The sequence below is a fragment of the Streptomyces sp. NPDC093984 genome, assembly GCF_044764595.1.
GTDB classification, from domain to species: Bacteria; Actinomycetota; Actinomycetes; order Streptomycetales; family Streptomycetaceae; genus Streptomyces; species Streptomyces cynarae.
Genome location: NZ_JBIWIM010000001.1, coordinates 930,081 through 955,239, shown reverse-complemented (window position 1 = coordinate 955,239; position 25,159 = coordinate 930,081). Strand labels below are relative to the sequence as shown.

The following is a 25,159-nucleotide window of genomic DNA, read 5'->3' as shown; positions in this document are numbered from 1 at the left end:
CTGCCGTATGCCGCGCACCTTCACCCTGTTCACCGGCCAGTGGGCCGACCTGCCCCTGGAGGAGGTCTGCCGCCTCGCCCGCGACTTCGGCTACGACGGACTCGAACTCGCCTGCTGGGGCGACCACTTCGAGGTCGACAAGGCCCTCGCCGACCCCTCGTACGTCGACTCCCGCCATCAGCTCCTCGACAAGTACGGCCTGAAGTGCTGGGCGATCTCCAACCACCTCGTCGGCCAGGCGGTGTGCGACGCCATCATCGACGAACGCCACCGGGCCATCCTGCCCGCCCGCATCTGGGGCGACGGCGAGCCCGAGGGAGTACGGCAGCGGGCCGCCGCCGAGATCGCGGACACCGCGCGGGCCGCCGCCGCCTTCGGCGTCGACACCGTCATCGGCTTCACCGGCTCCGCCATCTGGCACCTGGTCGCCATGTTCCCGCCCGCCCCCGAGTCGATGATCGAACGCGGCTACGAGGACTTCGCCGAGCGGTGGAACCCGATCCTGGACGTCTTCGACGCGGAGGGCGTCCGGTTCGCGCACGAGGTCCACCCGAGCGAGATCGCCTACGACTACTGGACCACGCAGCGCGCCCTGGCCGCCGTCGACCACCGCCCCGCCTTCGGCCTGAACTTCGACCCCTCCCACTTCGTGTGGCAGGACCTCGACCCGGTCGGCTTCCTGTGGGACTTCCGCGACCGGATCTACCACGTCGACTGCAAGGAGGCCCGCAAGCGCCTCGACGGGCGCAACGGCCGCCTCGGCTCCCACCTGCCCTGGGGCGACCCCCGCCGCGGCTGGGACTTCGTGTCCGCCGGGCACGGCGACGTCCCCTGGGAGGACGTCTTCCGGATGCTGCGCTCCATCGGCTACCAGGGGCCCGTCTCCGTGGAGTGGGAGGACGCCGGCATGGACCGGCTCCAGGGCGCCCCCGAGGCCCTGACCCGGCTGAAGGCGTACGACTTCGAGCCGCCGTCGGCCTCGTTCGACGCGGCGTTCGGCAACTGAACACCCCCATCAAGCTCTCCGGGATGACGGCGCATCCCGGCGCACCGCACCCGCCCGTACAACCGGCCCCATTCTGGAGGCATTCGTGCACGGGAACGACCGCACCACCCGCACCGGAAGAGTCACCACCCACAGACGACGCCCGTCCCTGCGCAGAGCCGTCGCGCTGCTCGGCGGCGCCCTGCTGGCAGGCGCGTCCCTCACCTTCGTCGCCCCCCAGGCCGGCGCAGCCGTCACCGACGCGGGGACCGCGGCGGCGGAGGACTTCCAGCAGGTCACCCTCGCCAAGGGCGAGGCCGAGGTCGGCGAGCCCATGTCGCTGGCCGTCCTCCCGGACCGCTCCGTCCTCCACACCTCCCGCGACGGTGAACTCCGCATCACCGACGCGGCGGGCAACACCCGCCTGGCCGGCAAGCTCGACGTCTACTCGCACGACGAGGAAGGCCTCCAAGGCATCGGCGTCGACCCGGACTTCACCACCAACCGCTTCATCTACCTCTACTACGCGCCCCCGCTGAACACCCCGGCGGGCGACGCCCCCGAGACCGGCACCGCGGCCGACTTCGCGCCCTTCGACGGCGTCAACCGCCTCTCCCGGTTCGTCCTGAAGACCGACGGGACACTCGATGCGGCGAGCGAGAAGAAGATCCTCGACGTGCCCGCCTCCCGCGGCATCTGCTGCCATGTCGGCGGCGACATCGACTTCGACGCCGCCGGGAACCTGTATCTGTCGACCGGCGACGACACCAACCCCTTCCAGTCGGACGGCTTCACCCCCATCGACGAGCGCTCCGACCGCAACCCGGCCTTCGACGCCCAGCGCTCGGCCGGCAACACCAACGACCTGCGCGGCAAGATCCTGCGCATCAAGGTGAACGCGGACGGCTCGTACGCGATACCCGACGGCAACCTCTTCCCGCCCGGCACGGACAAGACGCGGCCCGAGATCTACGCGATGGGCTTCCGCAACCCGTTCCGCTTCAGCGTCGACAAGCAGACCGGCATCCTCTACGTCGGTGACTACGGCCCCGACGCCGGCGCCGCCGACCCCGGCCGTGGGCCCGCCGGCCAGGTCGAGTTCGTCCGTGTCACCGGTCCCGGCAACTTCGGCTGGCCGTACTGCACCGGCGCCAACGACGCCTATGTGGACTACGACTTCGCGACGAAGACGTCGGGTGCGCGCTTCGACTGCGCCGCGCCGAAGAACACCTCGCCGCACAACACCGGCCTGACCGACCTGCCTCCGGCCCAGCCCGCCTGGATCCCCTACAACGGCCCGTCCGTGCCCGAGTTCGGCGACGGCTCCGAGTCCCCGATGGGCGGCCCGGTCTACCACTACGACCCGGCGCTCGACTCACCGGTGAAGTTCCCGCAGGCGTACGACGGCAACTTCTTCGCGGGAGAGTTCGGCCGCCGCTGGATCAAGCGGATCGTGACCGACGCCGGCGGCACCGTGCAGTCCATCAACCCCTTCCCCTGGTCCGGTACCCAGATCATGGACATGGCGTTCGGGCCCGACGGCGCCCTGTACGTCCTCGACTACGGCACCGCCTGGTTCGGCGGCGACGAGCACTCGGCCCTGTACCGCATCGAGAACGCCACCGACGGCCACTCGCCGGTCGCGCAGGCCGCCGCGAACCGCACCTCCGGGCAGGCGCCGCTGAAGGTGACGTTCTCCTCCGCGGGCACCAGCGACCAGGACGGCGACGCGCTCACCTACAGCTGGGACTTCGGAGACGGGACGACCTCGACAGCGTCCGACCCGACGCACAAGTACAGGAAGAACGGCACCTACACGGCGACGCTGACCGCCAAGGACCCCTCCGGGCGCACCGGCAGCGCGAGCGTGCAGATCGTCGTCGGCAACACCGCGCCCAAGGTCGTGCTCGAACTCCCCCACGACGGCCAGTTGTTCAGCTTCGGGGACGCCATCCCGTTCAAGGTGAAGGTCACCGACCCGGAGGACGGCGCGAACGTCGACTGCTCGAAGGTCAAGGTCACCTTCGTCCTCGGCCACGACTCCCACGGCCACCCGCTCACCTCGGCGAACGGCTGCTCCGGCACCATCCAGACCAGCGCGGACGGCGGCCATGACGACGACGCCAACATCTTCGGCGTCTTCGACGCCGAGTACACCGACGGCGGAGGCGGCGGCCAGGCCCCGCTCACCTCGCACGACCGGAGCGTCGCCCAGCCCCGGCACCGTCAGGCCGAGCACTTCAGCACCTCCTCCGGTGTCTCGGTGATCGCCAAGGACACCGCGCACGGCGGCAAGACGGTCGGCGACGTCGACAACGGCGACTGGATCTCCTTCACGCCGTACGTGCTGAGCGACGCCAAGAAGATCACGGCGCGCATCGCCTCCGGCGGCGCGGGCGGCACCCTCGAGGTCCGCGCGGGCTCGGCGACGGGCACCCTGCTCGGCCAGGCGACCGTGCCGGTCACGGGCGGCTGGGAGAACTTCCAGGACGTCAGCGCCGACCTGTCCCGCGCACCGAGGGGCACCACCACGCTCTACCTGGTCTTCAAGGGGAGCACCGGTTCCGGAGCCCTGTTCGACGTGGACGACTTCACCTTCACGACCGGCTGAGAGGAGGACGGCATGCACACGACCGGACGACTGACGACGGCCGCGGTGGGCGCCGCCCTGCTCCTCGGCGGTCTCACCCAGCCCGCGGCCCCGCACTCCGCGGACGGCACACGGGTGCTGGTCTTCTCCAAGACGGCCGGCTTCCGGCACGACTCGATCCCGGACGGCATCGCGGCGGTGAGGCAGCTCGGCGAGACGGGCGGCTTCACGGTCGACGCGACGGAGGACGCGGGCGCCTTCACCCCGTCGAACCTGCGGCGGTACGACGCCGTCGTGTTCCTGTCCACGACGGGGGACGTGCTCGACTCGGCGCAGCAGAGCGCCTTCGAGGACTACATCCGGCGCGGCGGCGGCTATGTGGGCATCCACGCGGCCGCCGACACCGAGTACGACTGGGCGTTCTACGGCGGCCTCGCCGGCGCCTACTTCCAGTCGCACCCGGCGATCCAGCCGGCCACGGTGAACGTCGAGGACCGCGCCCACCCGGCCACCTCGGAGCTCGGCCGGACCTGGCAACGCACCGACGAGTGGTACAACTACCGCTCCAACCCCAGGGACAGGGCCCACGTCCTCGCCTCGCTCGACGAGTCCTCGTACACCGGCGGCACCATGAACGGCGACCACCCGATCGCCTGGTGCCAGAACTACCAGGGCGGCCGCGCCTTCTACACCGGTGGCGGCCACACCAGGGAGTCCTACGTCGACCCCGCCTTCCGCCGGCACCTGCTGGGCGGCATCCGGTGGGCCGTCGGCGACGCCCAGGCGGACTGCCGCCCGGAGAACGGCTACCGTCCGCTCTTCGACGGCACCTCGCTGGAGGGCTGGAGACAGGCGGGCCCGGGCTCCTTCACCCTGGACGCCGAAGGCACCCTGACGTCGCAGGGCGGCATGGGCCTGCTCTGGTACGCCGCGTCGGGCTTCTCCTCGTACTCGCTGAAGCTCGACTGGAAGACGGCCGGCGACGACAACTCCGGTGTGTTCGTGGGCTTCCCGCCCTCGGACGACCCGTGGTCGGCCGTGAACAACGGCTACGAGATCCAGATCGACGCCACGGACGTGCCCGAGAAGACCACCGGGTCCGTCTACGGCTTCCAGTCCGCCGACCTGAAGAAGCGCGACCGCGCGCTGAACCCGCCGGGGGAGTGGAACACGTACGAGATCCGCGTGGAGGGCGAACGCCTGCGCGTCTGGCTCAACGGCGTGAAGATCAACGATTTCACCAACACCGATCCGGCCCGGAGTCTCACCGACGGACACATCGGCATCCAGAACCACGGCGCCGATGACCAGGTGTCCTTCCGCGACATCCGGATCAAGGAACTGCCCGCCAAGGGCAAGTGAGCGGCGGCGGGCGGGGGACGCCGGACTCCCGCCCGCCGCTTTCCCTCCCGTCCCCGTTGAGGTTCCCGCACGACAAGGAGGCTGCCTGCCCATGTCCGCATCCCCTGCCCGAGCCCGTCTCGGGGTGTGGCTGATCGGCGCCCGCGGTTCCGTCGCCACCACCGTCGTCGCGGGCTGCGCCGCCGTGACCGCGGGCCTGCACTCGCCCACGGGCATGGTCACCGAGACCCCCGTCTTCGCGGACAGCGGCCTTCCGGCCCTGTCGTCCCTCGTCTTCGGCGGCCACGACACGGTGGACTGCCCCCTGCCCAAACGCGCGGAGGCCCTCGCCGCGGGCGGCGTACTGCCACCCGGTCTGCCCTCCGCCGTCGCGGCCGAACTCGCCGCCGCCGACCGGGAGATCAGGCCGGGCGGCCCCCTGCCCGGGGACACCCGGGACGAGGAACAGCTGATCGGCGCCTTCGCCGCCGACATACAGGACTTCGTACGACGCCGGGGGCTCGCACGGGCGGTGGTGGTGAACGTGGCGTCCACCGAGCCTGCGGCCACCGGCGACCGTCTGCCGCCCAGCTCGCTGTACGCGGCGGCTGCCCTGCGCGCGGGCTGCCCGTACGTGAACTTCACCCCGTCCACGGGCCTGCACCACCCGGCGCTGGCGCCGACGGCCGCGGCGAGCGGTCTGCCCTACGCGGGCCGGGACGGCAAGACGGGACAGACGCTGCTGCGGTCGGTGCTGGGCCCGATGTTCGCGCAGCGTGCCCTGACGGTGCGGGCCTGGTCCGGGACCAACCTGCTCGGAGGCGGCGACGGCGCGTCCCTGGCCGACCCGGCCGCGGCAGCCGCGAAGAACGCCGGCAAGGAGCGGGTCCTCGCCGACACCCTCGGCGCGGGGGTCGAGGGTGAGGTCCACATCGACGACGTGCCCGCCCTCGGCGACTGGAAGACCGCCTGGGACCACGTCGCCTTCGACGGCTTCCTCGGCGCACGCATGGTGCTGCAGACCATCTGGCAAGGCTGCGACTCCGCACTGGCCGCCCCGCTGGTCCTGGACCTGGCCCGGCTGACACTGCGCGCCCACGAAAGCGGCCTCTCCGGTCCGCTCACCGACCTGGGCTTCTACTTCAAGGACCCGGTCGGGGACGGACCGTCGGCGCTGGGGGAGCAGTACGCGGCACTGACGGGCTTCGCGCGGCTACTGCGGCGGGCGCCGGCCGGGCAGCGGGCGGGGGAGGCCCGATGAGCGGGAGCGCCGGGGACCGCGGAGGCCCTCGTGCCTGGGCCGAACTGCTGCGCCTGCCCGCGCTGTTCACCGTCCCCGGCGACGCGCTGGCCGGCGCGGCCGCCGTCGGGGCCCGCCCCGGCCGCCGCACACTGCTGGCCGTCGGCTCCTCCCTGTGCCTCTACGAGGCGGGCATGGCCCTCAACGACTGGGCCGACCGCGCAGAGGACGCCCTGGAACGCCCGCACCGCCCCCTGCCCTCCGGCCGTATCCGGCCCACCGCGGCTCTCACGGCGGCCTGCGCCCTCACGACGGCCGGCCTCGCCCTCGCCGCCCGCTCCGGCCGCCCCGCACTCACCGTGGCGGCCCCCTTGGCGGCGACCGTCTGGGCGTACGACCTGGCCCTGAAACGCACCCCGGCGGGCCCGGCCGCGATGGCGGCGGCCCGCGGCCTGGACCTGCTCCTGGGCGCCGCGGCCGCCACGGGCGGCATCCGCCCGGCCCTGCGCCCGGCCGCCCTCCTCGCCGGCCACACCCTGGCACTCACCACCGTGTCCCGCCACGAAACCCGCGGCGGCTCGCCCGTGCCCGCTCTGGCCGCGCTGGGCACGACCGGGGTGCTGGCCCGAACGCTGACCCGAAGGCGCGCCCGGCCGGCCACCGCCGCGCGCCCGGCCCACTCCCGCACCGCAGCCGACACCCTGCGCGGCGCCCTCGCGGCCGTCTACGCGGCGACCGCCGCCCGCCCCTACCTCCACGCCGCCCTCAACCCGTCACCGCCGCTCACCCAACGCGCCGTCGGCGGTGGCATCCGCGCCACGATCCCACTCCAGGCCGCGCTGTCCGCCCGCTCCGGCGCCCCGGTCACGGCGCTGCTGACCGCGGCCCTGGCCCCGTCGGCGGCCAGGTTCGCGAGGAAGGTGAGCGTCACATGAGCGCGCCGCCCTCCGAGAGCACCCCGGCGTCCGCCCCGGCCCCCGGCGGCACGCCGCTCCGCTTCGGCTACGGCACCAACGGCCTCGCCGACCTCCGCCTCGACGACGCCCTCGCCCTGCTCGCCGACCTCGGCTACGACGGTGTCGGACTGACCCTCGACCACATGCACCTCGACCCGCTCGCCCCCGACCTCGCCGCCCGCACCCGCCGGGTCGCCCACCGGCTGGACGCGCTCGGCCTGGAGGTCACCGTCGAGACGGGCGCCCGCTATGTGCTCGACCCGCGCCGCAAACACGGCCCCTCCCTCCTGGACCAGGACCCGGACGACCGCGCCCGCCGCATCGACCTGCTGACCCGGGCCGTCGGCGTCGCGGCCGACCTCGGCGCGCACGCCGTGCACTGCTTCAGCGGCGTCACCCCCGCCGGAACCGACGACGACACGGCGTGGACACGGCTGGCCACCGCCCTCACCCCCGTCCTGGAGGCCGCCACCGCCGCCGATGTCCCTCTCGCCGTCGAACCAGAACCCGGACACCTCCTCGCCACCCTCGCCGACTTCCACCGCCTGCGCCACACGCTCGGCGACCCCGAACACCTCGGCCTGACCCTCGACCTCGGCCACTGCCTGTGCCTCGAACCCCTCTCTGCCGCCGACTGCGTACGCGCCGCCGCGCCCTGGCTGCGCCACGTCCAGATCGAGGACATGCGCCGCGGCGTCCACGAACACCTGCCCTTCGGAGAGGGCGACCTGGACGTCCCGGCCGTCCTGGGTGCCCTGTCCGCCACCGCCTATCAGGGGCTGACCGTCGTCGAACTGCCCCGTCATTCCCACGCAGGACCCCACTTCGCCGCAGTCTCCCTCCCTTTCCTCCGCACCGCGGCGGCCGCCTCCACCGGGCGGCGGCTCCCACCGGACGCCCCGCCACCCCCCGCACCACCTGCCGGCGAGCCCTCCGCCATCCCCGAAGGGAGCACCGCATGAGCCACCCGCACGCCACGCAGCCCACCCCCACCATCGCCACCGGCCTCGCCCTCACCCCACCGGCCGAGCTGCGCGCCCGCCTCGACGCCCACCTCCCCGCGGCCGCCCGCGCCTGGCTCGACCAGGCCCTGGGGGAGGCAGCCGCCCAGCCCGGCAGCCACGGGCCCATCTCCGTGTGGGAGTTGCGCCTCGCCGAGGCCGGCCGCCGGTGCGGCACCGCCCACGCCGACGCCGCCCGCGTCCTCATCCTGGACGCGGCGCGCCCCGACGCGGACGGGCTCACCCGCGTCTACCACCAGGGCACCGCCGACGAGCGCCGCGCCGTCCTCCACGCCCTGCCCCACCTCCTGCCGGGCCCGGAAGGACTGCCGCTCGTCGAGGACGCGCTGCGCACCAACGACACCCGGCTCCTCGCCGCCGCCGTCGGCCCCTACGCCGCCCGGCACCTCAGCCCCCACCTGTGGCGGCAGGCGGTCCTGAAGTGCCTGTTCACCGGGGTCGGCGTGGACAGCGTGGCCGACCTGCCCGGGCGCGCCCGCGGCGACACGGAACTGGCCCGCATGCTCGGCGACTACGCCGCGGAACGCACCGCCGCGGGCCGTCCCGTACCGGACGACCTGTACCGGGTGCTGGCCCTCACCGAACCGGCGCCCGCGCCTCACTCCACGAACGCCCCCCACGGCAAGGAGTCCTGATGCGCATCTTCGACCCCCACATCCACATGACGTCCAGGACCACCGACGACTACGAGGCTATGTATGCCGCGGGCGTCCGCGCCGTCGTCGAACCCTCCTTCTGGCTCGGCCAGCCCCGCACCTCTCCCGCCTCCTTCCTGGACTACTTCGACTCCCTCCTCGGCTGGGAGCCCTTCCGCGCCGCCCAGTACGGCATCGCCCACCACTGCACCCTCGCCCTCAACCCCAAGGAGGCGAACGCCCCCCGCTGCCTCCCCGTCCTCGACGAACTGCCCCGGTATCTCGTCAAGGACCAGGTCGTCGCCGTCGGGGAGATCGGCTACGACTCCATGACCCCCGCCGAGGACACCGCGCTCGCCGCCCAGCTCCAGCTCGCCGCCGACCACGAACTGCCGGCGCTGGTGCACACCCCGCACCGTGACAAGCTCGCCGGTCTGCGCCGCACCCTCGACGTGGTCCGGGAGTCCGCACTCCCCCCGGACCGGGTCCTGGTCGACCACCTCAACGAGACGACCGTCAAGGAGGCCAAGGCCGGAGGCTGCTGGCTGGGGTTCTCCGTCTATCCCGACACCAAGATGGACGAGCTGCGGATGGTCGCGATCCTGCGCGCGTACGGGCCCGAGCGGGTCCTGGTGAACTCCGCAGCCGACTGGGGCAGAAGCGACCCCCTGAAGACCCGCAAGGTCGCCCACGCGATGCTCGCCGAGGGGTTCACCGAGGACGACGTGGACCTGGTGCTGTGGCGCAACCCCGTCGCCTTCTACGGGCTCAGCGGCCGCCTCACCCTCGACGTGGCCGCCACCGCGCCCACCCACGAGGGCAACTCCGTGCTGCGCGGCGGGGAGTGAGCGATGCGTTTCCGGCACCCCGACGGCTCCACCGTCCACCTCGCCTACTGCACCAACGTCCACCCGGCCGAAACCCTCGACGGCGTCCTCGCCCAGCTCCGCGATCACTGCGAGCCCGTGCGCCGCCGCCTCGGCCGTGACCGCCTCGGCATCGGCCTGTGGCTCGCGGGGGACGCCGCCAGCACCCTCGTCACCGACCCGTCCGCGCTGCGCGGCCTGCGCACCGAACTCGACCGCCGTGGCCTCGAGGTCGTCACCCTCAACGGCTTCCCGTATGAAGGCTTCGGCGCCGAGGAGGTCAAGCACCGCGTCTACAAGCCGGACTGGGCCGACCCGGAACGCCTCGACCACACCACCGCCCTGGCCCGCGTCCTCGCCGTCCTGCTCCCCGACGACGTCACCGAGGGCAGCATCTCCACCCTGCCCCTCGCCTGGCGCACCGCCCATGACGCCGAGCGCGCCGAGAGGGCCCGCACCGCCCTTCGCACCCTCGCCGCACGCCTCGACGCCCTCGCGGAGCTGACCGGCCGCTCCATCCGCGTCGGCCTGGAGCCGGAACCCGGCTGCACCGTCGAGACCACACGCGACGCCATCGCCCCCCTGACCGCGATCGCCCACGACCGCATCGGCATCTGCGTCGACACCTGCCACCTCGCCACCTCCTTCGAAGACCCGCACACCGCTCTGGACGCGCTCACCCGAGCCCGCGTCCCCGTCGTCAAATCGCAGCTCTCATCCGCACTGCACGCCGAACACCCCCATCTGCCGGAGGTCCGCGAGGCGCTCGCCGCCTTCGCCGAACCCCGCTTCCTGCACCAGACCCGCACCCTCACCGCCGCCGGCCTGCGCGGCACCGACGACCTCCCGCAGGCGCTGAAAGGCGACACCCTTCCCGACGCCGCGCCCTGGCGCGCCCACTTCCACGTCCCGCTGCACGCGACCCCCGCCGCGCCCCTCACCTCCACACTCCCCGTCCTCCGTGCCGCCCTGGCCCGGCTCGTCGGCGGCCCGCACCCGCTCACCCGCCACCTCGAGGTCGAGACCTACACCTGGCAGGCCCTCCCGCCCGAGCTGCGGCCCCGCGCCCGCGCCCAGCTCGCCGACGGCATCGCCGCCGAACTCGCCCTGGCCCGCGGCCTGTTGACGGACCTCGGCCTGAAGGAGCTGCCATGAGCACCCCGACCGGCAACGGCCCCACCCCACTCCTCGTCCTGGACGTCGTCGGCCTCACCCCCCGTCTCCTCGACCACATGCCCCGCCTCCAGGCGCTCGCCCGGTCCGGCTCCCGCGCACCGCTCGGCACCGTCCTGCCCGCCGTCACCTGCGCCGCCCAGTCCACCTTCCTGACCGGCACCCTGCCGTCCGAGCACGGCATCGTCGGCAACGGCTGGTACTTCCGCGAACTCGGCGACGTCCTGCTGTGGCGACAGCACAACGGCCTCGTCTCCGGCGACAAGCTGTGGGACGCCGCCCGCCGCGCCCACCCCGGCTACACGGTCGCCAATATCTGCTGGTGGTACGCCATGGGCGCCGACACCGACATCACCATCACCCCTCGTCCCGTCTACTATGCCGACGGCCGCAAGGAACCCGACTGCTACACCAGGCCCCCGGCCCTGCACGACGAACTCACCGCGAAACTCGGCACGTTCCCCCTCTTCCACTTCTGGGGACCGGGCGCCGACCTGGTGTCCAGCCAGTGGATCATCGACGCGACCCGCCACATCCTGCGCACCCGGCACCCCGACCTGACGCTCTGCTACCTCCCGCACCTCGACTACGACCTGCAGCGCTTCGGCCCCGACGACCCGCGCTCGGCGAAGGCAGCCGCCGACCTGGACGCCGCGCTGGCACCCCTGTTGGACGACGCCCGCGCCGAGGGCCGTACCGTCGTGGCGCTGTCCGAGTACGGCATCACCCGCGTGAACCGCCCCGTCGACATCAACCGCGCCCTGCGCCATGCCGGACTGCTGGAGGTGCACACGCAGGACGGCATGGAGTACCTCGACCCGACGGCCTCACGAGCCTTCGCGGTCGCCGACCACCAGATCGCCCACGTCTACGTGCGCCGCCCCGAGGACCTCGACGCCACCCGGGCCGCCCTCACCGGCCTGCCCGGCATCGAGCAACTCCTGGACGACGAGGGCAAGAAGACCCATCACCTCGACCACCCACGCTCCGGCGAACTCGTCGCCGTCGCGGAGCCGGACGCCTGGTTCACGTACTACTACTGGCTCGACGACGCCCGCGCGCCCGACTTCGCGCGGCTCGTCGACATCCACCGCAAACCCGGCTACGACCCGGCCGAACTCTTCATGGACCCCCTCGACCCCTACGTCAAGGTCAGAGCGGCCACGGCCCTGGCGCGCAAGAAACTCGGCATGCGCTACCGCATGGCGGTCGTGCCCCTCGACCCGTCACCTATTCGCGGCAGCCACGGCCGCCTTCCCGCGAGCGACGACGACGGTCCGCTCCTCATCTGCTCCACCCCCCGTGCCGTCGGTGACCGCGTCGCGGCCACCGATGTGAAGTCACTCCTGCTCCAACTCGCCCATCTCGCCTGACGTACCGGTCCCACCGGCCCGTCGGATTCCGACTGGTCACAAGTGAAGCACTCACCACTGACAACGCCCCAAGACACCGAGGAGTTCCAGGCATGAGCCGCATCCCGCAGACCGACCCCGAACTCACCCACCGCCTCACCAGACGAGGCATGCTCGGCGTGGCCGCCGGCGCCACCGCCGCCGCGCTGCTGGGCGCCGTCTCGTCCCCCGCCACCGCGGCCACCGGGACCGCGACCGACACGGCGACCGGTGACGCGGGCCGGGGCCGCCCCGTCCTGCCGCCCGGCCGGCTCGGCATCCAGCTCTACAGCCTGCGCGACAAGGTCGCCACGCTCGGCTTCGCGCCCGTCTTCGCCGAACTGGAGAGGTACGGCTACGACGAGGTCGAGTTCGCCGGCTACACCCAGGGCTCGGCGGGCCCGATCACCCTCGCCCAGCTGAAGCGGCTGGCGAAGGACCACGGGCTGACCCCGATCGGCAGCCACGTCGGCTACTACTCCAGCGACCCGAACGCGTACACCTTCGCGCAGAACCTCACCAAGGTCCTCGACGACGCCGAGGCCCTGGGGCTCAAGCACATCGGTACCGCCTCGGGCCCGTTCCGCTACGGCTCGACCGTCGACGCCTGGAAGCGCGCCGCCGAGGAGTTCAACACCTACGGCGCGGCGGCCAGGGCGCGCGGTATGAAGTTCTACCAGCACAACCACTCGGACGAGTTCGGCTTCGCGAGCGACAACCCCAAGGTCCGGCTCTACGACGTCCTGCTCGCCGAGACCGACCCCGATCTCGTCCACCTGGAGATGGACATCTTCTGGGCGTACGCGGGCCAGTTCCGCTTCTCGAAGCGCCCCGACGGCACTCCCGCCCCCTTCGAGCCGCTGGACTACGTACTGAAGCAGCCCCACCGCTATCCGCTCTTCCACGTCAAGGACGGCGTGAGCGACCCGTCGAACCAGTTCGGCTACCGCATGGTCGACGTCGGTGACGGCGACATCGACTACCAGCGGTTCATCTCGGCGGTGACCCGGCTGCGCGGCGAGCGCCTCGCGCACCACTGGCAGACCGAGCACGACAACCCGACCGAGTCCTTCACCTTCGCCCGCCGCTCCAGCGCGTACCTGCACTCCCTGAAGGAGAGGTGCTGACAGCCCCGTACGACGGCCGGCCGCTCCACACGTGAGGAGGCCCTCCCCGCCGAGCCGGGGAGGGCCTCCTCACGCGAGCGGTGCCGTCAGCCCGCCGTCTGCGCAGTCGACTCCGGCGCACCCCTGTTGCCGCGCCCGGGCTGCCGCAGCAACAACGCCAGTGCCGCCGCGACCATGGAGACGCCACCGGCCAGCGCGTAGGCGCCGTTGTAGCCCCAGGCACCCACCACCATGGAACCGAGACCGCCGCCGAACAGGCCGCTGACCAACTTGCCGCTGTAGACGAGCCCGTAGTTGGTGGCGTTGTAGTTCTCGCCGAAGTAGTCCGGCGTCAGGGCGGCGAACATGGGGTAGAACGCGCCGCCGCCGAAGCCGGAGAGGAAGGCGAAGAACAGGAACAGCCACTCGTTCTTCATGTCACCGGCCCAGATGACCCCGAACTGGGCGAGACCGAGCACCACGATGACGAACACCAAAGACGTCTTGCGGCCCCACACGTCGGACAGCCAGCCCACCACCGCGCGGCCGACGCCGTTGATGACGGCCATGACGCCCATCGACGACGCCGCGACCAGCGGCCCGAAGCCGATCTCCTTGGCGAAGTCGACCTGGAAGGAGATCCCGAAGATCGAGACTCCGGCGGTCATCACGACGGTCAGCCACATCAGCGGCAGCATCCCGGTCCTGATGGCCTCCTTGGGCGTGTACTGGCGCACTGCCGGAGGGTTCTTGGCGAGGCTCGTGGCGCTCCTGGTGTTCCCGGAGTGCGACAGCGGGTCGATGTCGGCCGGCCACCAGTTCTTCGGCGGGTCCTGGAAGAACCAGGCACAGCAGGCGACCACGATCAGCACGTAGACGCCGATGAGGTCGAGCACCTCGTTGTAGTTGCCGGTGTCGAAGGCGTAGTTGAAGATGAAGATGAACGGCAGCGAGCCGTAGGCGAAGCCTCCGTTGACGAAGCCCGTCTTCGCGCCACGCCGCTCAGGGAACCACTTGCCGACCATGTTGATGCAGGTGGCGTAGATCAGCCCGGAGCCGATGCCGCCGACGACGCCGAAGCCGAGGATGGCCAGCAGCACGTTGTGCAGGTGCGACAGTGCCAGGAAGCCGAGGAGGCACATCGCTGCGCCGATGTACATGGCCCTGCGGGCGGTGAGGATGCCCCGTTCGCGCAACCAGCCGGCCGGAAAGGCGATGCCCGCCTGGAAGAAGACCCAGATGCTGAGGATCCAGAAAGTGTTGCTCTGCGTCCAGCCGTGGGCTGTGGAAAGGGTGTCCTCCGCGGAGCCGTACGCGTACTCGGAGACGCTGATGGCCATCATGGAGATCCACGGGAGGTACACCATGAGCTTGCGCGAATGACCGAGTATGTCTCGGTCCGTCTCGCCGACACGGTAGACCCGGCCATGCGCATCGGTCACCTCCCGGAAGGGGTGGTGCGCGGCGCCGGATCCGGCCGACGAACTGTTCGTTGCCATGGGGTCTGCCGTCATGTCACGCCATCTCCTCGCCGAGCGGGTGCGGGTTGGGGACGATGCGCCGGACGCTGGGCCTGCCCGGTGTCTTCAGGAAGCGGGCCGGTACCGCGGTGGCGGTGCCCCGCCCTTCGCGGCGCCCGCAGCGGTGTGTGCGGAACAGCGCCTTGAGGGCGATTCCGAAGAATCGCCGGGTCGCCGGAGAGTCCTGCCGCTCCGGAAGGTCGGCGTCCGACACGCCGATCCGGTCCACGCGGCCGTTGGTGTCCGTCGCCTCCCTGCAGGCGACGGACGTCGGGTGTTGGGTGGATGTCATTCGGTGCACCCCTTGCGTCGAAAGTTCTGGCCAGCGCCCCCTGTCCAATGCCTTTCGTGCGCGCACGGGTCCCGGAGCGGCCGACGCGCACCGTCGGCCGCCCCGCCGTTCACTCACCTCATGAACCGCCCCCCAACATCCCGGCCGCCCGCGCCCACCGGTACTTCGCGCCGAGCACGGCCACCGGCTTCTCGGTCGTGTACGGGTACGCCACGACCCCGCGCTCGAACAGGTACTGGCAGGCCTCCTCGACCTCGACGTCACCGGCGAGCGACGCCACCACCGGCTTCTCGATGCCGCGCTCCCTGAATTCGGCCACCACGCGCGCGGTGAGCTCGGCGAACACCATCGGAGGGGTCACGATGGTGTGCCAGTAGCCCAGCACGAGCGCGTGGATCCGCGGGTCCTCGAGCCCCAGCCGGATCGTCGCCTCGTACGTCGACGGCGGCTCACCGCCGGTGATGTCCACCGGGTTGCCCGCCGCACCGAAGGGCGGGATGAACTTCCTGAAGGCCGCGTCCAGGTCCGGCGGGATCTCCATCAGGGACAGACCGTTCTCAGTGACCGCGTCGGACAGCAGGACGCCGCTGCCGCCGGCGCCCGTGATGATCACGACGTTGTCGCCCTTGGGGGTGGGCAGCACCGGCAACGCGCGCGCGTACTCCAGCATGTCGTTCAGCCCGGGCGCCCGGATGACACCGGCCTGCCGCAGGATGTCGTCGTACACGGCGTCGTCGCCCGCCAGCGCCCCGGTGTGCGAGCCGGCGGCCCTGGCGCCCGCCGCCGTGCGCCCCGCCTTCAGGACCACGACCGGCTTCTTCGGGACGGTCGCCCGCGCCGCCTCCACGAAGGCGCGCCCGTCCTTGAGGTCCTCCAGGTGCATCGCGATGCACTCGGTGTGCGGGTCCTCACCGAACCAGGTCAGCAGGTCGTCCTCGTCGAGGTCCGACTTGTTGCCGAGGCCCACGATCGCGGACACCCCTGTCTTGGTGGTGCGGGCGAAGCCCAGGATGGCCATCCCGATGCCACCGGACTGCGAGGTCAGCGCTACGCCGCCCTTGACGTCGTACGGCGTGCAGAACGTGGCGCACAGGTCCTGCCACGTCGAGTAGTAGCCGTAGATGTTCGGTCCGAGCAGCCGGATGCCGTACCGCTCGGCGATCGCCACGATCTCCTCCTGGAGCGCGTGCTCACCGGTCTCCGCGAACCCGGAGGGGATCAGCACGGCGTTGGGGATCCTCTTGCGTCCCACCTCCTCCAGGGCCGAGGCCACGAACTTGGCGGGGATCGCGAAGACCGCCACATCCACCTCACCGGGAACGTCGGTGACACTCTTGTACGCCTTGCGGCCCAAGATGTCATCGGCCTTGGGGTTCACCGGGTGGATCTCTCCGGAGAAGCCGCCGTCGATGAGGTTGCGCATCACCGAGTTGCCGATCTTGCCCTGCTCGTTCGAGGCGCCGATCACCGCGACGGAGGACGGCTGCATCAACCGGCGCATGGAGGTGAGGATCTCCTCGCGGGTGTAACGCCTGCGCTCCCTCACCGGCGCGTCGGACAGGATCACGCGGATGTCCGCGGCGACCGCGCCGTCCGGAGTGGCGATCACCGGGTTGAGGTCCACCTCGGCGATCTCCGGGAAGTCCGCGACGAGCCGGGAGACCCTGCGGATCTGCTCGGCGATCGCCCACCGGTCCACGCCCGCCCGGCCGCGCACCCCGCGCAGGATCTCCGCCGAGCGGATCGAGTCCAGCATGGACAGCGCCTCGTCGGCGTCCACGGGCGCCAGCCGGAACGTGACGTCCTTGAGGACCTCGACGAGCACCCCGCCGAGCCCGAAGGCCACGACCTTCCCGAACGTCGGATCGGTGACCGCCCCGACGATCACCTCCTGCCCCTCGGGGAGCAGTTCCTGCACCTGCACGCCCTCGATGCGGGCGTCCGGGGCGTACGCACGGGCGTTCTCGACGATCCGGTGGAACGCGGCGCGTACGTCCGCCGCGCCCTCCACGCCGACGACCACACCGCCGGCGTCGGTCTTGTGCAGGATGTCCGGCGAGACGATCTTCATCACGACGGGCCCGCCGAAGCGCGCCGCGTACGCCACCGCCTCGTCGACGTCCCTCGCCAGTTCCTCACCCGGTACGGCGATCCCGTAGGCGTCGGCGATCACCTTGCCCTCGGGTGCGGTGAGCGCGGTCCGCCCTTCCGCCCGCACGGAGTCCAGGAGCGACCGCACCCTCAGTGCCCGGTCTTCGGCCATCACGTCAGATCACTCCGTTCGACTTGAGCAGGCGCAGTTCCTCGTCCCCGAGGCCCAGCTCGCCGATGTAGACCTCTTCGTTGTGCTCGCCGAGCAGCGGTGAACTGCTCACCTCGACCGGGGAGTCGGACAGCTTCAGCGGACTGCCCACGGTCACGAACTCACCGCGCTGCGGGTGCGGGACGCGCACCACCATCTCGTTGGCGGCCAGCGACTCGTCCTCGATGATCTCCTTGGTCGACAGGATGGGCCCGCACGGGATGTTGTGGGCGTTCAGCCGCTCCAGGACCTCCCACTTGGGCAGCGTCGAGGACCACTCCTCGATCAGTTGGAACATCTTGTTCAGCTTCGGCAGCCGGGCCTCAGGCGTCGCCCACTCGGGGTCGTCCGCGAGTTCCGGCCGGCCGATCAGTTCGCTGATCGGCTTCCAGCCGACCGGCTGCACGATGACGTACACGTAGTCGTTCGGGCCGCCCGGCGCGCACTTGACCGCCCAGCCGGGCTGGCCGCCGCCGGACGCGTTTCCCGAGCGGGGAACTTCCGTGCCGAAGTCCTCGTTGGGATATTCAGCGAGCGGCCCGTGTGCCAGGCGTTGCTGATCGCGCAGCTTCACCCGGCACAGGTTGAGTACAGCGTGCTGCATGGCCACGTTGACCCGCTGCCCACGCCCGGTCTTCTCCCGCTGGAACAGCGCCGCGAGAATCCCCGCCACGGCGTGCACACCCGTCCCCGAGTCCCCGATCTGGGCCCCCGTCGCGAGCGGCGGCCCGTCCTCGAATCCCGTGGTCGACATCGACCCGCCCATGGCCTGCGCGACGACCTCGTACGCCTTGAAGTTGGTGTACGGGCCGTCGCCGAACCCCTTGATGGAGGCATAGACGATCCGCGGATTGATCTCCTGGATGCGGTCCCAGGTGAAGCCCATCCGGTCGACCGCGCCCGGTCCGAAGTTCTCGACCATGACGTCCGAGCGCCGGATCAGCTCGGTGAGGATCTCCTTGCCGCGTTCGGTCTTGGTGTTGAGGGTGATGCTCCGCTTGTTGCAGTTGAGCATCGTGAAGTAGAGGGAGTCGACGTCCGGGATGTCGCGCAGCTGCCCCCGCGTGATGTCACCGGTCGGCGCCTCCAGCTTGATGACGTCGGCTCCCAGCCAGGCGAGCAACTGGGTCGCGGAGGGCCCGGACTGGACGTGCGTCATGTCGAGGACGCGGATGCCGTCGAGAGCCTTGGTCGGGCTGTGTGTCATGCCAAGCGCTCCTCACTTGTACATGGTCTGGTTCATGGTTCCGGGGGCGTACGCGTCCGGGTCGACCCAGACGTTGATCAGCGACGGCTTCCCGGACTCGCGGGCGCGCCGCAGCGCGGGGCCGATGTCGGCGGGGTCGCGGACCTCCTCGCCGTAACCGCCCAGCATCTGGGCGAACTTGTCGTAGTGCACGTCGCCGAGGGTGTTGCCGACCCGCTCGCGGTCCTTGCCGTACTTGGCGGCCTGGCCGTAACGGATCTGGTTCATCGAGGAGTTGTTGCCGACGATGCCGACGAAGGGGAGGTCGTAGCGGACGAGGGTCTCGAAGTCCCAGCCGGTCAGCGAGAAGGCGCCGTCGCCGAAGAGGGCGACGACCTCCTTGTCGGGCCGCGCCTGCTTGGCCGCGAGCACGAAGGGGATGCCGACGCCGAGCGTGCCGAGCGGGCCCGGGTCCATCCAGTGCCCGGGCGACTTGGGCTGGACGACCTGACCGGAGAAGGTGACGATGTCGCCGCCGTCCCCTATGTAGATGGACTCCTCGGTGAGGAAGTCGTTGATCTCGCTGACCAGACGGTACGGATGGATCGGCGAGGCGTCCGACTTCAGGTGCGGCAGCCGCTTCTCGATCGCGGTCTGCTCGGCGGTACGCAGCTCGTCGAGCCACGCCTTGCGCTGGGCGGCGCCGCCGTTGACGCGTCCCGACGCGGCCTCGGTGACCGACTTCAGGACCAGTCCCGCGTCGCCGACGATGCCGAGGTCGATGTCGCGGTTCTTGCCGACGGTCCGGTAGTCGAGGTCGATCTGGACGACGGTCGCGTCGGGGGAGAGCCGCTTGCCGTAGCCCATGCGGAAGTCGAAGGGGGTGCCCACGATCACGATGAGGTCGGCATTGGAGAAGGCGTAACGGCGGGAGAGCTGGAAGTGGTGCGGGTCGCCGGGCGGCAGGGTGCCGCGGCCGGCGCCGTTCATGTACGCGGGGATGTTCAGGGTGCGCACCAGCTCGACGGCCGCCTCGGTGCCGCGGGTCGTCCACACCTGGCTGCCCAGCAGGATCGCCGGCTTCTCGGCGTGCACGAGCAGGTCGGCGAGTTTCTCGATCGCCTCCGGATCGCCGGCCGAGCGGGTCGAGGCGCGGTAGCGGCCGGCCTTCGGGACGCGGGCCTTGTCGAGCGGGACCTTGGCGTCGAGGACGTCCCGAGGGATCTCCAGGAAGGAGGGGCCGGGCGCACCGTGGTAGCACTCGCGGAACGCCATCGACACCATGTCCGCGGCGCGGGCCGTGTCCGGGACGGTCGCCGAGAACTTGGTGATGGGCGCCATCATGTCGACGTGCGGCAGGTCCTGCAGGGACCCCATCTTGTGCTGGGTCAGCGCTCCCTGACCGCCGATCAGCAGCATCGGTGACTCCGCGCGGAAGGCGTTGGCGACACCGGTGACGGCGTCGGTCGTACCGGGACCCGCCGTGACGACCGCGCAGCCCGGCTTTCCGGTGATGCGTGCGTAGCCGTCGGCCGCGTGGGCGGCGACCTGCTCGTGGCGTACGTCGACGACTTCTATGCCCTCGTCGACGCAGCCGTCGTAGATGTCGATGATGTGGCCGCCGCACAGGGTGTAGATGCGGTCGACGCCCTCGGCCTTCAGTGCCTTGGCTACGAGATGACCACCGGAGATGACGTCCTGGGTGTCGTCGGGCATGGCGAAGTCCTGTCCCTTCGTAGGGGGTTGAACGGCTCACGCGGTACATTGCATACAGTCGACGAATACTGTATGAAGCTTGTTATCCCGCATCCGGTGGGTGGTGTCCAGGGGGCGTGCGGCACTTTTCGGGGGTCTGGGGGACGCCTCCAGACGACTCAGCAGACAGGAGCCGGGATGGACCTGTACGAACACCAGGCAAGGCAACTCTTCGAGGATCACGGCATCGTGGTGCCGAGGGCCGAGGTCACGGACTCGCCCAAGGAGGCGCGCGAGATCGCCCGCAGGCTGGGCGGACGGGCCGTGGTCAAGGCGCAGGTGAAGACGGGCGGGCGGGGAAAGGCGGGCGGGGTGAGGCTCGCTGCGGATCCCGCAGAGGCGGAACTGACGGCACGCCGGATCCTCGGCATGGACATCAAGGGACACACGGTGGGCACCGTGATGCTGGCCGAACCCGTGGACGTCGAAGCGGAGTTCTACGTCTCCTACGTCCTCGACCGCGCGGCCGGCCGATTCCTCGCCATCGCCTCCGCGGAAGGCGGCATGGAGATCGAGGAGGTCGCCGCGACCAGGCCCGAGGCGGTGGCGCGCGTGCCCGTCGACCCGGCCGAGGGTGTCACCTCCGCGAAGGCGGCCGAGATCGCCCGTGCGGCCGGGCTGCCGCAGCAGAGCGTCGACGTCCTCGTACGGCTCTGGCAGGTGCTCGTCCGTGAGGACGCCCTCCTCGTCGAGGTCAACCCCCTCGTGCGCACCCGGCAGGGCCGGATCGTCGCCCTCGACGGCAAGGTCACCCTCGATGACAACGCCCGCTTCCGCCAGGAGCGTTGGGGCTCCGACGAGGCCGAGCACCACGACCCCCTGGAGGCGGCCGCCGCGGCGCGGGGCCTGAACTACGTCAAGCTGGACGGCGAGGTCGGCGTCATCGGCAACGGCGCGGGCCTCGTCATGTCGACGCTCGACGTGGTCGCCGGCTGCGGCGCGCGCCCCGCAAACTTCCTCGACATCGGCGGCGGAGCCTCCGCCCGGATCATGGCCGACGGACTGTCCGTCATCCTGTCCGACCCGGCCGTCAAATCGGTCCTCGTCAACGTCTTCGGCGGGATCACCGCATGCGACACGGTCGCGGAAGGCATCGTGCGGGCCCTGGACACCGTGAAGCTGACCAGGCCGCTGGTCGTGCGCCTCGACGGCAACAACGCGGCTCGGGGCCGCGCGATCCTCGACGAGCGCGCGCATCCCCTCGTGCAGCAGGCCACCACCATGGACGGCGCCGCCCGCCGTGCCGCCCAACTCGCCCGGACAGCCTGAGGAGACCGGACATGGCGATCTTCCTGACCAAGGACAGCAAGGTCCTCGTCCAGGGCATGACCGGCGGTGAGGGCATGAAGCACACCCGCCGCATGCTCGCGGCCGGCACGAACGTCGTCGGCGGCGTCAACCCGCGCAAGGCGGGCCACAGCGTCGACTTCGACAACCGTGCCGTCCCCGTCTTCGGTTCCGTCCACGAGGGCATGGACGCGACCGGGGCCGACGTCACCGTCGTCTTCGTCCCGCCCGCGTTCGCCAAGGCGGCCGTCCTGGAGGCCACAGACGCCGGCATCGGCCTCGCGGTGGTCATCACCGAGGGCATCCCGGTCCACGACTCCGTCGCCTCCACCTCGTACGCGAAGTCCAGGGGCACCCGGATCATCGGCCCCAACTGCCCCGGCCTGATCACCCCCGGACAGTCCAACGCGGGCATCATCCCCGCCGACATCACCAAGCCCGGCCGGATCGGCCTGGTCTCCAAGTCCGGCACGCTCACCTACCAGCTCATGTACGAGCTGCGGGACATCGGCTTCTCCACATGCGTCGGCATCGGCGGCGACCCGGTCGTCGGCACGAGCCACATCGACTGCCTGGCCGCCTTCGAGGCGGACCCGGACACCGAGCTGATCGTCATGATCGGTGAGATCGGCGGCGACGCGGAGGAGCGGGCCGCCGCCTACATCCGCGACCACGTCACCAAGCCCGTGGTCGGCTACATCGCCGGCTTCACCGCGCCCGAGGGCAGGACCATGGGACACGCCGGCGCCATCGTCTCCGGCTCGTCCGGCACCGCGCGCGCGAAGCAGGAGGCGCTGGAGGCGGTCGGCGTGAAAGTGGGCGGCACACCGGCCGAAACGGCACGACTGGCACTCCGCGCACTGGCAGACCAGGCGTGATGTCACCCATAGTGGACGGAAGGTGACCGTCGCACGACACGCGGCGTCACCGGCTCCCCCGAACGACGCAGGACGCACGACGTACGACGTCCCCGCACGGCAGTGCGAGCCGTGCGCGGGACCTGTCCCGTTCCTCTCGCCCGTGCACCGAGAGCGGAGCTCATTCATGGCACCCACCCTCACCCTCAAATCCGGCACGACCTGGTCCGACGCCTGGCGGCGCGCTCTCGCCGTCGCCCCCGAGGCGTTCCGGGACGACCGTGTCCTCAACCTCTGGAACTCCACCTGGCAGCCGGACGGCCGGGCCCTGCCCGCCACCAGCCCCGTCGACGGCAGTCCCATCGCGGGCCCGCCACGCGTCGGCCGGGACACCGCCCGGCGCGCCGTGCGCGCGGCGCTGGACCAGCACCGCGCCTGGCGGCACACGCCCCTGCCCGAACGCCGGGCCCGGATCGCCGCCACCCTCGACGCCCTGACCGAACACCGGGAACTGCTCGCCCTCCTCCTCGTCTGGGAGATCGGCAAACCGTGGCGGCTCGCGCAGGCCGATGTGGACCGGGCGATCGACGGCGTGCGCTGGTACGTCGACGGAATCGAAGGAATGATCGACGACCGGGCTCCGCTGGACGGCCCGGTCTCGAACATCGCGAGCTGGAACTATCCGATGAGCGTGCTCGTCCACGCGATGCTGGTACAGGCCCTGGCGGGCAACGCGGTGATCGCCAAGACCCCGACCGACGGCGGTGTCGCCTGCCTCACCCTGGCGTGCGCGCTCGCCGCACGCGAGGGAGTCCCCGTCACCCTCGTCAGCGGCAGCGGGGGCGAGCTGTCCGAGGCGCTGGTGCGGGCGCCCGAGATCGGCTGCGTCTCCTTCGTCGGTGGCCGCGACACGGGCGCCGCGGTGGCCACGGCCGTCGCCGACCTCGGCAAGCGGCACATCCTGGAACAGGAGGGACTCAACACCTGGGGCATCTGGAACTACTCGGACTGGGACGCGCTCACGGCCGTCATCCCCAAGCTCTTCGACTACGGCAAGCAGCGCTGCACCGCGTATCCGCGCTTCGTCGTCCAGCGTGACCTGTTCGACTCCTTCCTCGCGGCCTACCTGCCGGCCGTCCGCACACTCCGGGTCGGCCACCCGCTCGCGGTCGAGCACCCCGGCGACCCCCACCCCGAACTGGACTTCGGCCCGTTGATCAACGCCGCCAAGGCCAAGGAGTTGACCGACCAGGTCGCCGAGGCGATCGACCGCGGGGCGATCCCGCTGCACCGCGGCAAGGCGGCCGACGCGCGCTTCCTGCCCGGCCAGGACACCTCGGCCTACGTCCAGCCGGTGACACTGCTCAACCCGCCCCGTTCCTCACCGCTTCACCACGCGGAGCCGTTCGGCCCGGTCGACACGATCGTCCTGGTCGACACGGAGGCGGAGCTGCTGGCCGCGATGAACGCGTCCAACGGCGCCCTGGTCGCCACGCTCTCCACCGACGACCGGGCGACCTTCGACCGGCTGGCCCCGCAGATCCGCGCCTTCAAGACCGGCCACGGAAAGCCCCGCTCCCGCGGCGACCGCGACGAGCTGTTCGGCGGCTTCGGCGCGTCCTGGCGCGGCGCGTTCGTGGGCGGCGACCTCCTGGTCCGCGCGGTGACCCAGGGTGCGGCGGGGGAGCGGCTGCCGGGCAACTTCCCCGAGTACCAACTCATGCCGTGACGGACGCCCGGGTGGCGTCCGCACCCGTGGCGTCCGCACCCGACGGGCGCCACCCGGCGATGACCTCGTCGGCCGACGATGACCTCGTCGGCCGACGGGCGACACCCTGCGGGCGGGGCAACGGCAGATTGAGCCCCATGTGGGTTGATCCCGGCGGCGACGAGCCCCCCACCGCGGCATCCGTCGCCGCCGGGGCGTCGTACGACGCCAGGAGCTGGACCGAGCGTGTGATCTCCCGCGGATCGCGCCGGAGGTCCGCGCAGGCTGCCCGTACCGGCTGGGGGACACGCTGCGCGGAGGCGCAGCCCGCAGGAGCGACCGGGCTCGCACGGGGCGCTGCGACGCCTCGTGGCGGGGGAAGAACCTGGCGGAGGCGACGGCTGCCGCGGGGAAACGCAGGTGAAGGGCACTCCGAAACCTTGGTATTGTTGTCCCTGTCGCCACGGGGAACAGCCCCGGTAAGGCGGCGGACACCTCGTCCGGGTGGCGGAATGGCAGACGCGCTAGCTTGAGGTGCTAGTGCCCTTTATCGGGCGTGGGGGTTCAAGTCCCCCCTCGGACACTCGCTATAACGATACGCAAGCGAGGGCCTCGACCTAATGGTCGTGGTCCTCGTTGTGTCGCCGGGGAGCTGGTGCGCCCCGGGAGCTGGTCCACCGACACAAGACACCGTCGTAGTGGCGGCGAAATCGCTGGCCAGACCGGCCCGCCCGGTTCCAGCGGCGGATTCGAGGGCCGGAGCGCCCGGGTCTGGTTGATCCGCGGGACGTACGGCGTCGGCCCAAAGGAGACCGCGGGAAGGTGGCCCAGTCGACGCCCCGTTCCGAACACCGCCCCGATCTGCGCTTGGATGGATGCAGAAGTGCCGGGCGGACGGCCGTAGCGGTCAGCGGCGGCGCTCCCACTGTGCGCGGGTGGGGAGTATC

Annotated in this window: 19 protein-coding genes and 1 tRNA gene; 15 read left to right on the top strand and 5 right to left on the bottom strand. The window is 71.3% G+C overall.

The features are described from left to right. The first annotated feature begins 7 nt into the window (after positions 1–7). From ACIRC0_RS04290 to ACIRC0_RS04240, 11 genes are all read left to right on the top strand, one after another. A complete protein-coding gene (locus tag ACIRC0_RS04290; protein WP_403611009.1) occupies positions 8–1,006 on the top strand; it encodes a sugar phosphate isomerase/epimerase family protein in 999 nt (332 codons plus the stop codon). Positions 1,007–1,091: 85 nt separating this feature from the next. Continuing rightward, the gene (locus ACIRC0_RS04285) at positions 1,092–3,596 is read left to right on the top strand and encodes a PQQ-dependent sugar dehydrogenase (protein ID WP_403611006.1); all 2,505 of its coding nucleotides are present in this window, start codon (positions 1,092–1,094) and stop codon (positions 3,594–3,596) included. A gap of 12 nt (positions 3,597–3,608) precedes the next feature. Continuing rightward, entirely contained in the window at positions 3,609–4,937 is a 1,329-nt protein-coding gene (locus ACIRC0_RS04280; protein ID WP_403611003.1) for a ThuA domain-containing protein, read from the top strand. Positions 4,938–5,028: 91 nt separating this feature from the next. Continuing rightward, positions 5,029–6,177: an inositol-3-phosphate synthase gene (locus tag ACIRC0_RS04275; protein ID WP_403611001.1), complete on the top strand. Its 1,149-nt coding sequence runs from the start codon at positions 5,029–5,031 to the stop codon at positions 6,175–6,177. Then, positions 6,174–7,091, top strand: coding sequence for an SCO3242 family prenyltransferase (locus tag ACIRC0_RS04270; RefSeq protein ID WP_403610999.1), 918 nt, complete (start codon positions 6,174–6,176; stop codon positions 7,089–7,091). The genes ACIRC0_RS04275 and ACIRC0_RS04270 overlap by 4 nt, the downstream gene beginning before the upstream one ends. Beyond that, the gene (locus tag ACIRC0_RS04265) at positions 7,088–8,074 is read left to right on the top strand and encodes a sugar phosphate isomerase/epimerase family protein (protein ID WP_403610996.1); all 987 of its coding nucleotides are present in this window, start codon (positions 7,088–7,090) and stop codon (positions 8,072–8,074) included. The genes ACIRC0_RS04270 and ACIRC0_RS04265 overlap by 4 nt, the downstream gene beginning before the upstream one ends. Then, the gene (locus ACIRC0_RS04260) at positions 8,071–8,769 is read left to right on the top strand and encodes an EboA domain-containing protein (protein WP_403610994.1); all 699 of its coding nucleotides are present in this window, start codon (positions 8,071–8,073) and stop codon (positions 8,767–8,769) included. Before ACIRC0_RS04265 ends, ACIRC0_RS04260 begins: the two co-directional genes overlap by 4 nt. After that, positions 8,769–9,617 (top strand): TatD family hydrolase, encoded by an 849-nt coding sequence (locus tag ACIRC0_RS04255; protein ID WP_403610991.1) that lies wholly within the window; start codon positions 8,769–8,771, stop codon positions 9,615–9,617. The genes ACIRC0_RS04260 and ACIRC0_RS04255 overlap by 1 nt, the downstream gene beginning before the upstream one ends. Before the next feature lie 3 nt (positions 9,618–9,620). After that, complete coding sequence (gene eboE, locus ACIRC0_RS04250) at positions 9,621–10,790, top strand: metabolite traffic protein EboE (RefSeq protein WP_403610987.1); 1,170 nt, start codon at positions 9,621–9,623, stop codon at positions 10,788–10,790. Then, a complete protein-coding gene (locus ACIRC0_RS04245; RefSeq protein ID WP_403610985.1) occupies positions 10,787–12,181 on the top strand; it encodes a nucleotide pyrophosphatase/phosphodiesterase family protein in 1,395 nt (464 codons plus the stop codon). The genes eboE and ACIRC0_RS04245 overlap by 4 nt, the downstream gene beginning before the upstream one ends. A gap of 92 nt (positions 12,182–12,273) precedes the next feature. Then, complete coding sequence (locus ACIRC0_RS04240) at positions 12,274–13,326, top strand: sugar phosphate isomerase/epimerase family protein (protein ID WP_403610983.1); 1,053 nt, start codon at positions 12,274–12,276, stop codon at positions 13,324–13,326. Between the two features lie 86 nt (positions 13,327–13,412). On the opposite strand, the gene ACIRC0_RS04235 is transcribed toward ACIRC0_RS04240, so the two are convergent. From ACIRC0_RS04235 to ACIRC0_RS04215, 5 genes are all read right to left on the bottom strand, one after another. Further along, positions 13,413–14,819, bottom strand: a complete 1,407-nt coding sequence (locus ACIRC0_RS04235) for an OFA family MFS transporter (RefSeq protein WP_403610980.1) — start codon at positions 14,817–14,819, stop codon at positions 13,413–13,415. Position 14,820: 1 nt separating this feature from the next. Continuing rightward, the gene (locus ACIRC0_RS04230) at positions 14,821–15,117 is read right to left on the bottom strand and encodes a hypothetical protein (RefSeq protein WP_403610977.1); all 297 of its coding nucleotides are present in this window, start codon (positions 15,115–15,117) and stop codon (positions 14,821–14,823) included. 118 nt (positions 15,118–15,235) lie between these two features. Then, on the bottom strand, positions 15,236–17,380 hold the full coding sequence (locus tag ACIRC0_RS04225; RefSeq protein WP_403612693.1) for an acetate--CoA ligase family protein: 2,145 nt from the start codon (positions 17,378–17,380) through the stop codon (positions 15,236–15,238). A gap of 4 nt (positions 17,381–17,384) precedes the next feature. Beyond that, positions 17,385–18,626, bottom strand: coding sequence for a formyl-CoA transferase (frc, locus tag ACIRC0_RS04220; protein ID WP_403610974.1), 1,242 nt, complete (start codon positions 18,624–18,626; stop codon positions 17,385–17,387). Between the two features lie 12 nt (positions 18,627–18,638). Next, on the bottom strand, positions 18,639–20,321 hold the full coding sequence (locus ACIRC0_RS04215) for a thiamine pyrophosphate-binding protein (RefSeq protein WP_403610972.1): 1,683 nt from the start codon (positions 20,319–20,321) through the stop codon (positions 18,639–18,641). 177 nt (positions 20,322–20,498) lie between these two features. Between ACIRC0_RS04215 and sucC the strand changes: the two genes are divergently transcribed. From sucC to ACIRC0_RS04195, 4 genes are all read left to right on the top strand, one after another. Continuing rightward, a complete protein-coding gene (sucC, locus tag ACIRC0_RS04210) occupies positions 20,499–21,629 on the top strand; it encodes an ADP-forming succinate--CoA ligase subunit beta (protein ID WP_403610969.1) in 1,131 nt (376 codons plus the stop codon). Between the two features lie 11 nt (positions 21,630–21,640). Then, the gene (sucD, locus tag ACIRC0_RS04205) at positions 21,641–22,525 is read left to right on the top strand and encodes a succinate--CoA ligase subunit alpha (protein WP_403610966.1); all 885 of its coding nucleotides are present in this window, start codon (positions 21,641–21,643) and stop codon (positions 22,523–22,525) included. A gap of 166 nt (positions 22,526–22,691) precedes the next feature. Beyond that, positions 22,692–24,233: an aldehyde dehydrogenase family protein gene (locus ACIRC0_RS04200; protein ID WP_403610964.1), complete on the top strand. Its 1,542-nt coding sequence runs from the start codon at positions 22,692–22,694 to the stop codon at positions 24,231–24,233. A gap of 477 nt (positions 24,234–24,710) precedes the next feature. Beyond that, positions 24,711–24,795, top strand: a tRNA-Leu gene (locus tag ACIRC0_RS04195). Positions 24,796–25,159: the final 364 nt, after the last annotated feature.

What these genes read in the sequence shown, in the direction of transcription:
- ACIRC0_RS04245 (WP_403610985.1), top strand. Translation starts at nt 10,787, where the DNA reads ATGAGCACCCCGACCGGCAACGGCCCCACCCCACTCCTCGTCCTGGAC.
- ACIRC0_RS04240 (WP_403610983.1), top strand. Translation starts at nt 12,274, where the DNA reads ATGAGCCGCATCCCGCAGACCGACCCCGAACTCACCCACCGCCTCACC.
- sucD (WP_403610966.1), top strand. Translation starts at nt 21,641, where the DNA reads ATGGCGATCTTCCTGACCAAGGACAGCAAGGTCCTCGTCCAGGGCATG.
- ACIRC0_RS04290 (WP_403611009.1), top strand. Translation starts at nt 8, where the DNA reads ATGCCGCGCACCTTCACCCTGTTCACCGGCCAGTGGGCCGACCTGCCC.
- ACIRC0_RS04255 (WP_403610991.1), top strand. Translation starts at nt 8,769, where the DNA reads ATGCGCATCTTCGACCCCCACATCCACATGACGTCCAGGACCACCGAC.
- ACIRC0_RS04280 (WP_403611003.1), top strand. Translation starts at nt 3,609, where the DNA reads ATGCACACGACCGGACGACTGACGACGGCCGCGGTGGGCGCCGCCCTG.
- ACIRC0_RS04235 (WP_403610980.1), bottom strand. Translation starts at nt 14,819, where the DNA reads ATGACGGCAGACCCCATGGCAACGAACAGTTCGTCGGCCGGATCCGGC.
- ACIRC0_RS04200 (WP_403610964.1), top strand. Translation starts at nt 22,692, where the DNA reads ATGGCACCCACCCTCACCCTCAAATCCGGCACGACCTGGTCCGACGCC.
- ACIRC0_RS04260 (WP_403610994.1), top strand. Translation starts at nt 8,071, where the DNA reads ATGAGCCACCCGCACGCCACGCAGCCCACCCCCACCATCGCCACCGGC.
- frc (WP_403610974.1), bottom strand. Translation starts at nt 18,626, where the DNA reads ATGACACACAGCCCGACCAAGGCTCTCGACGGCATCCGCGTCCTCGAC.
- ACIRC0_RS04265 (WP_403610996.1), top strand. Translation starts at nt 7,088, where the DNA reads ATGAGCGCGCCGCCCTCCGAGAGCACCCCGGCGTCCGCCCCGGCCCCC.
- ACIRC0_RS04215 (WP_403610972.1), bottom strand. Translation starts at nt 20,321, where the DNA reads ATGCCCGACGACACCCAGGACGTCATCTCCGGTGGTCATCTCGTAGCC.
- ACIRC0_RS04230 (WP_403610977.1), bottom strand. Translation starts at nt 15,117, where the DNA reads ATGACATCCACCCAACACCCGACGTCCGTCGCCTGCAGGGAGGCGACG.
- ACIRC0_RS04275 (WP_403611001.1), top strand. Translation starts at nt 5,029, where the DNA reads ATGTCCGCATCCCCTGCCCGAGCCCGTCTCGGGGTGTGGCTGATCGGC.
- eboE (WP_403610987.1), top strand. Translation starts at nt 9,621, where the DNA reads ATGCGTTTCCGGCACCCCGACGGCTCCACCGTCCACCTCGCCTACTGC.
- sucC (WP_403610969.1), top strand. Translation starts at nt 20,499, where the DNA reads ATGGACCTGTACGAACACCAGGCAAGGCAACTCTTCGAGGATCACGGC.
- ACIRC0_RS04225 (WP_403612693.1), bottom strand. Translation starts at nt 17,380, where the DNA reads ATGGCCGAAGACCGGGCACTGAGGGTGCGGTCGCTCCTGGACTCCGTG.
- ACIRC0_RS04270 (WP_403610999.1), top strand. Translation starts at nt 6,174, where the DNA reads ATGAGCGGGAGCGCCGGGGACCGCGGAGGCCCTCGTGCCTGGGCCGAA.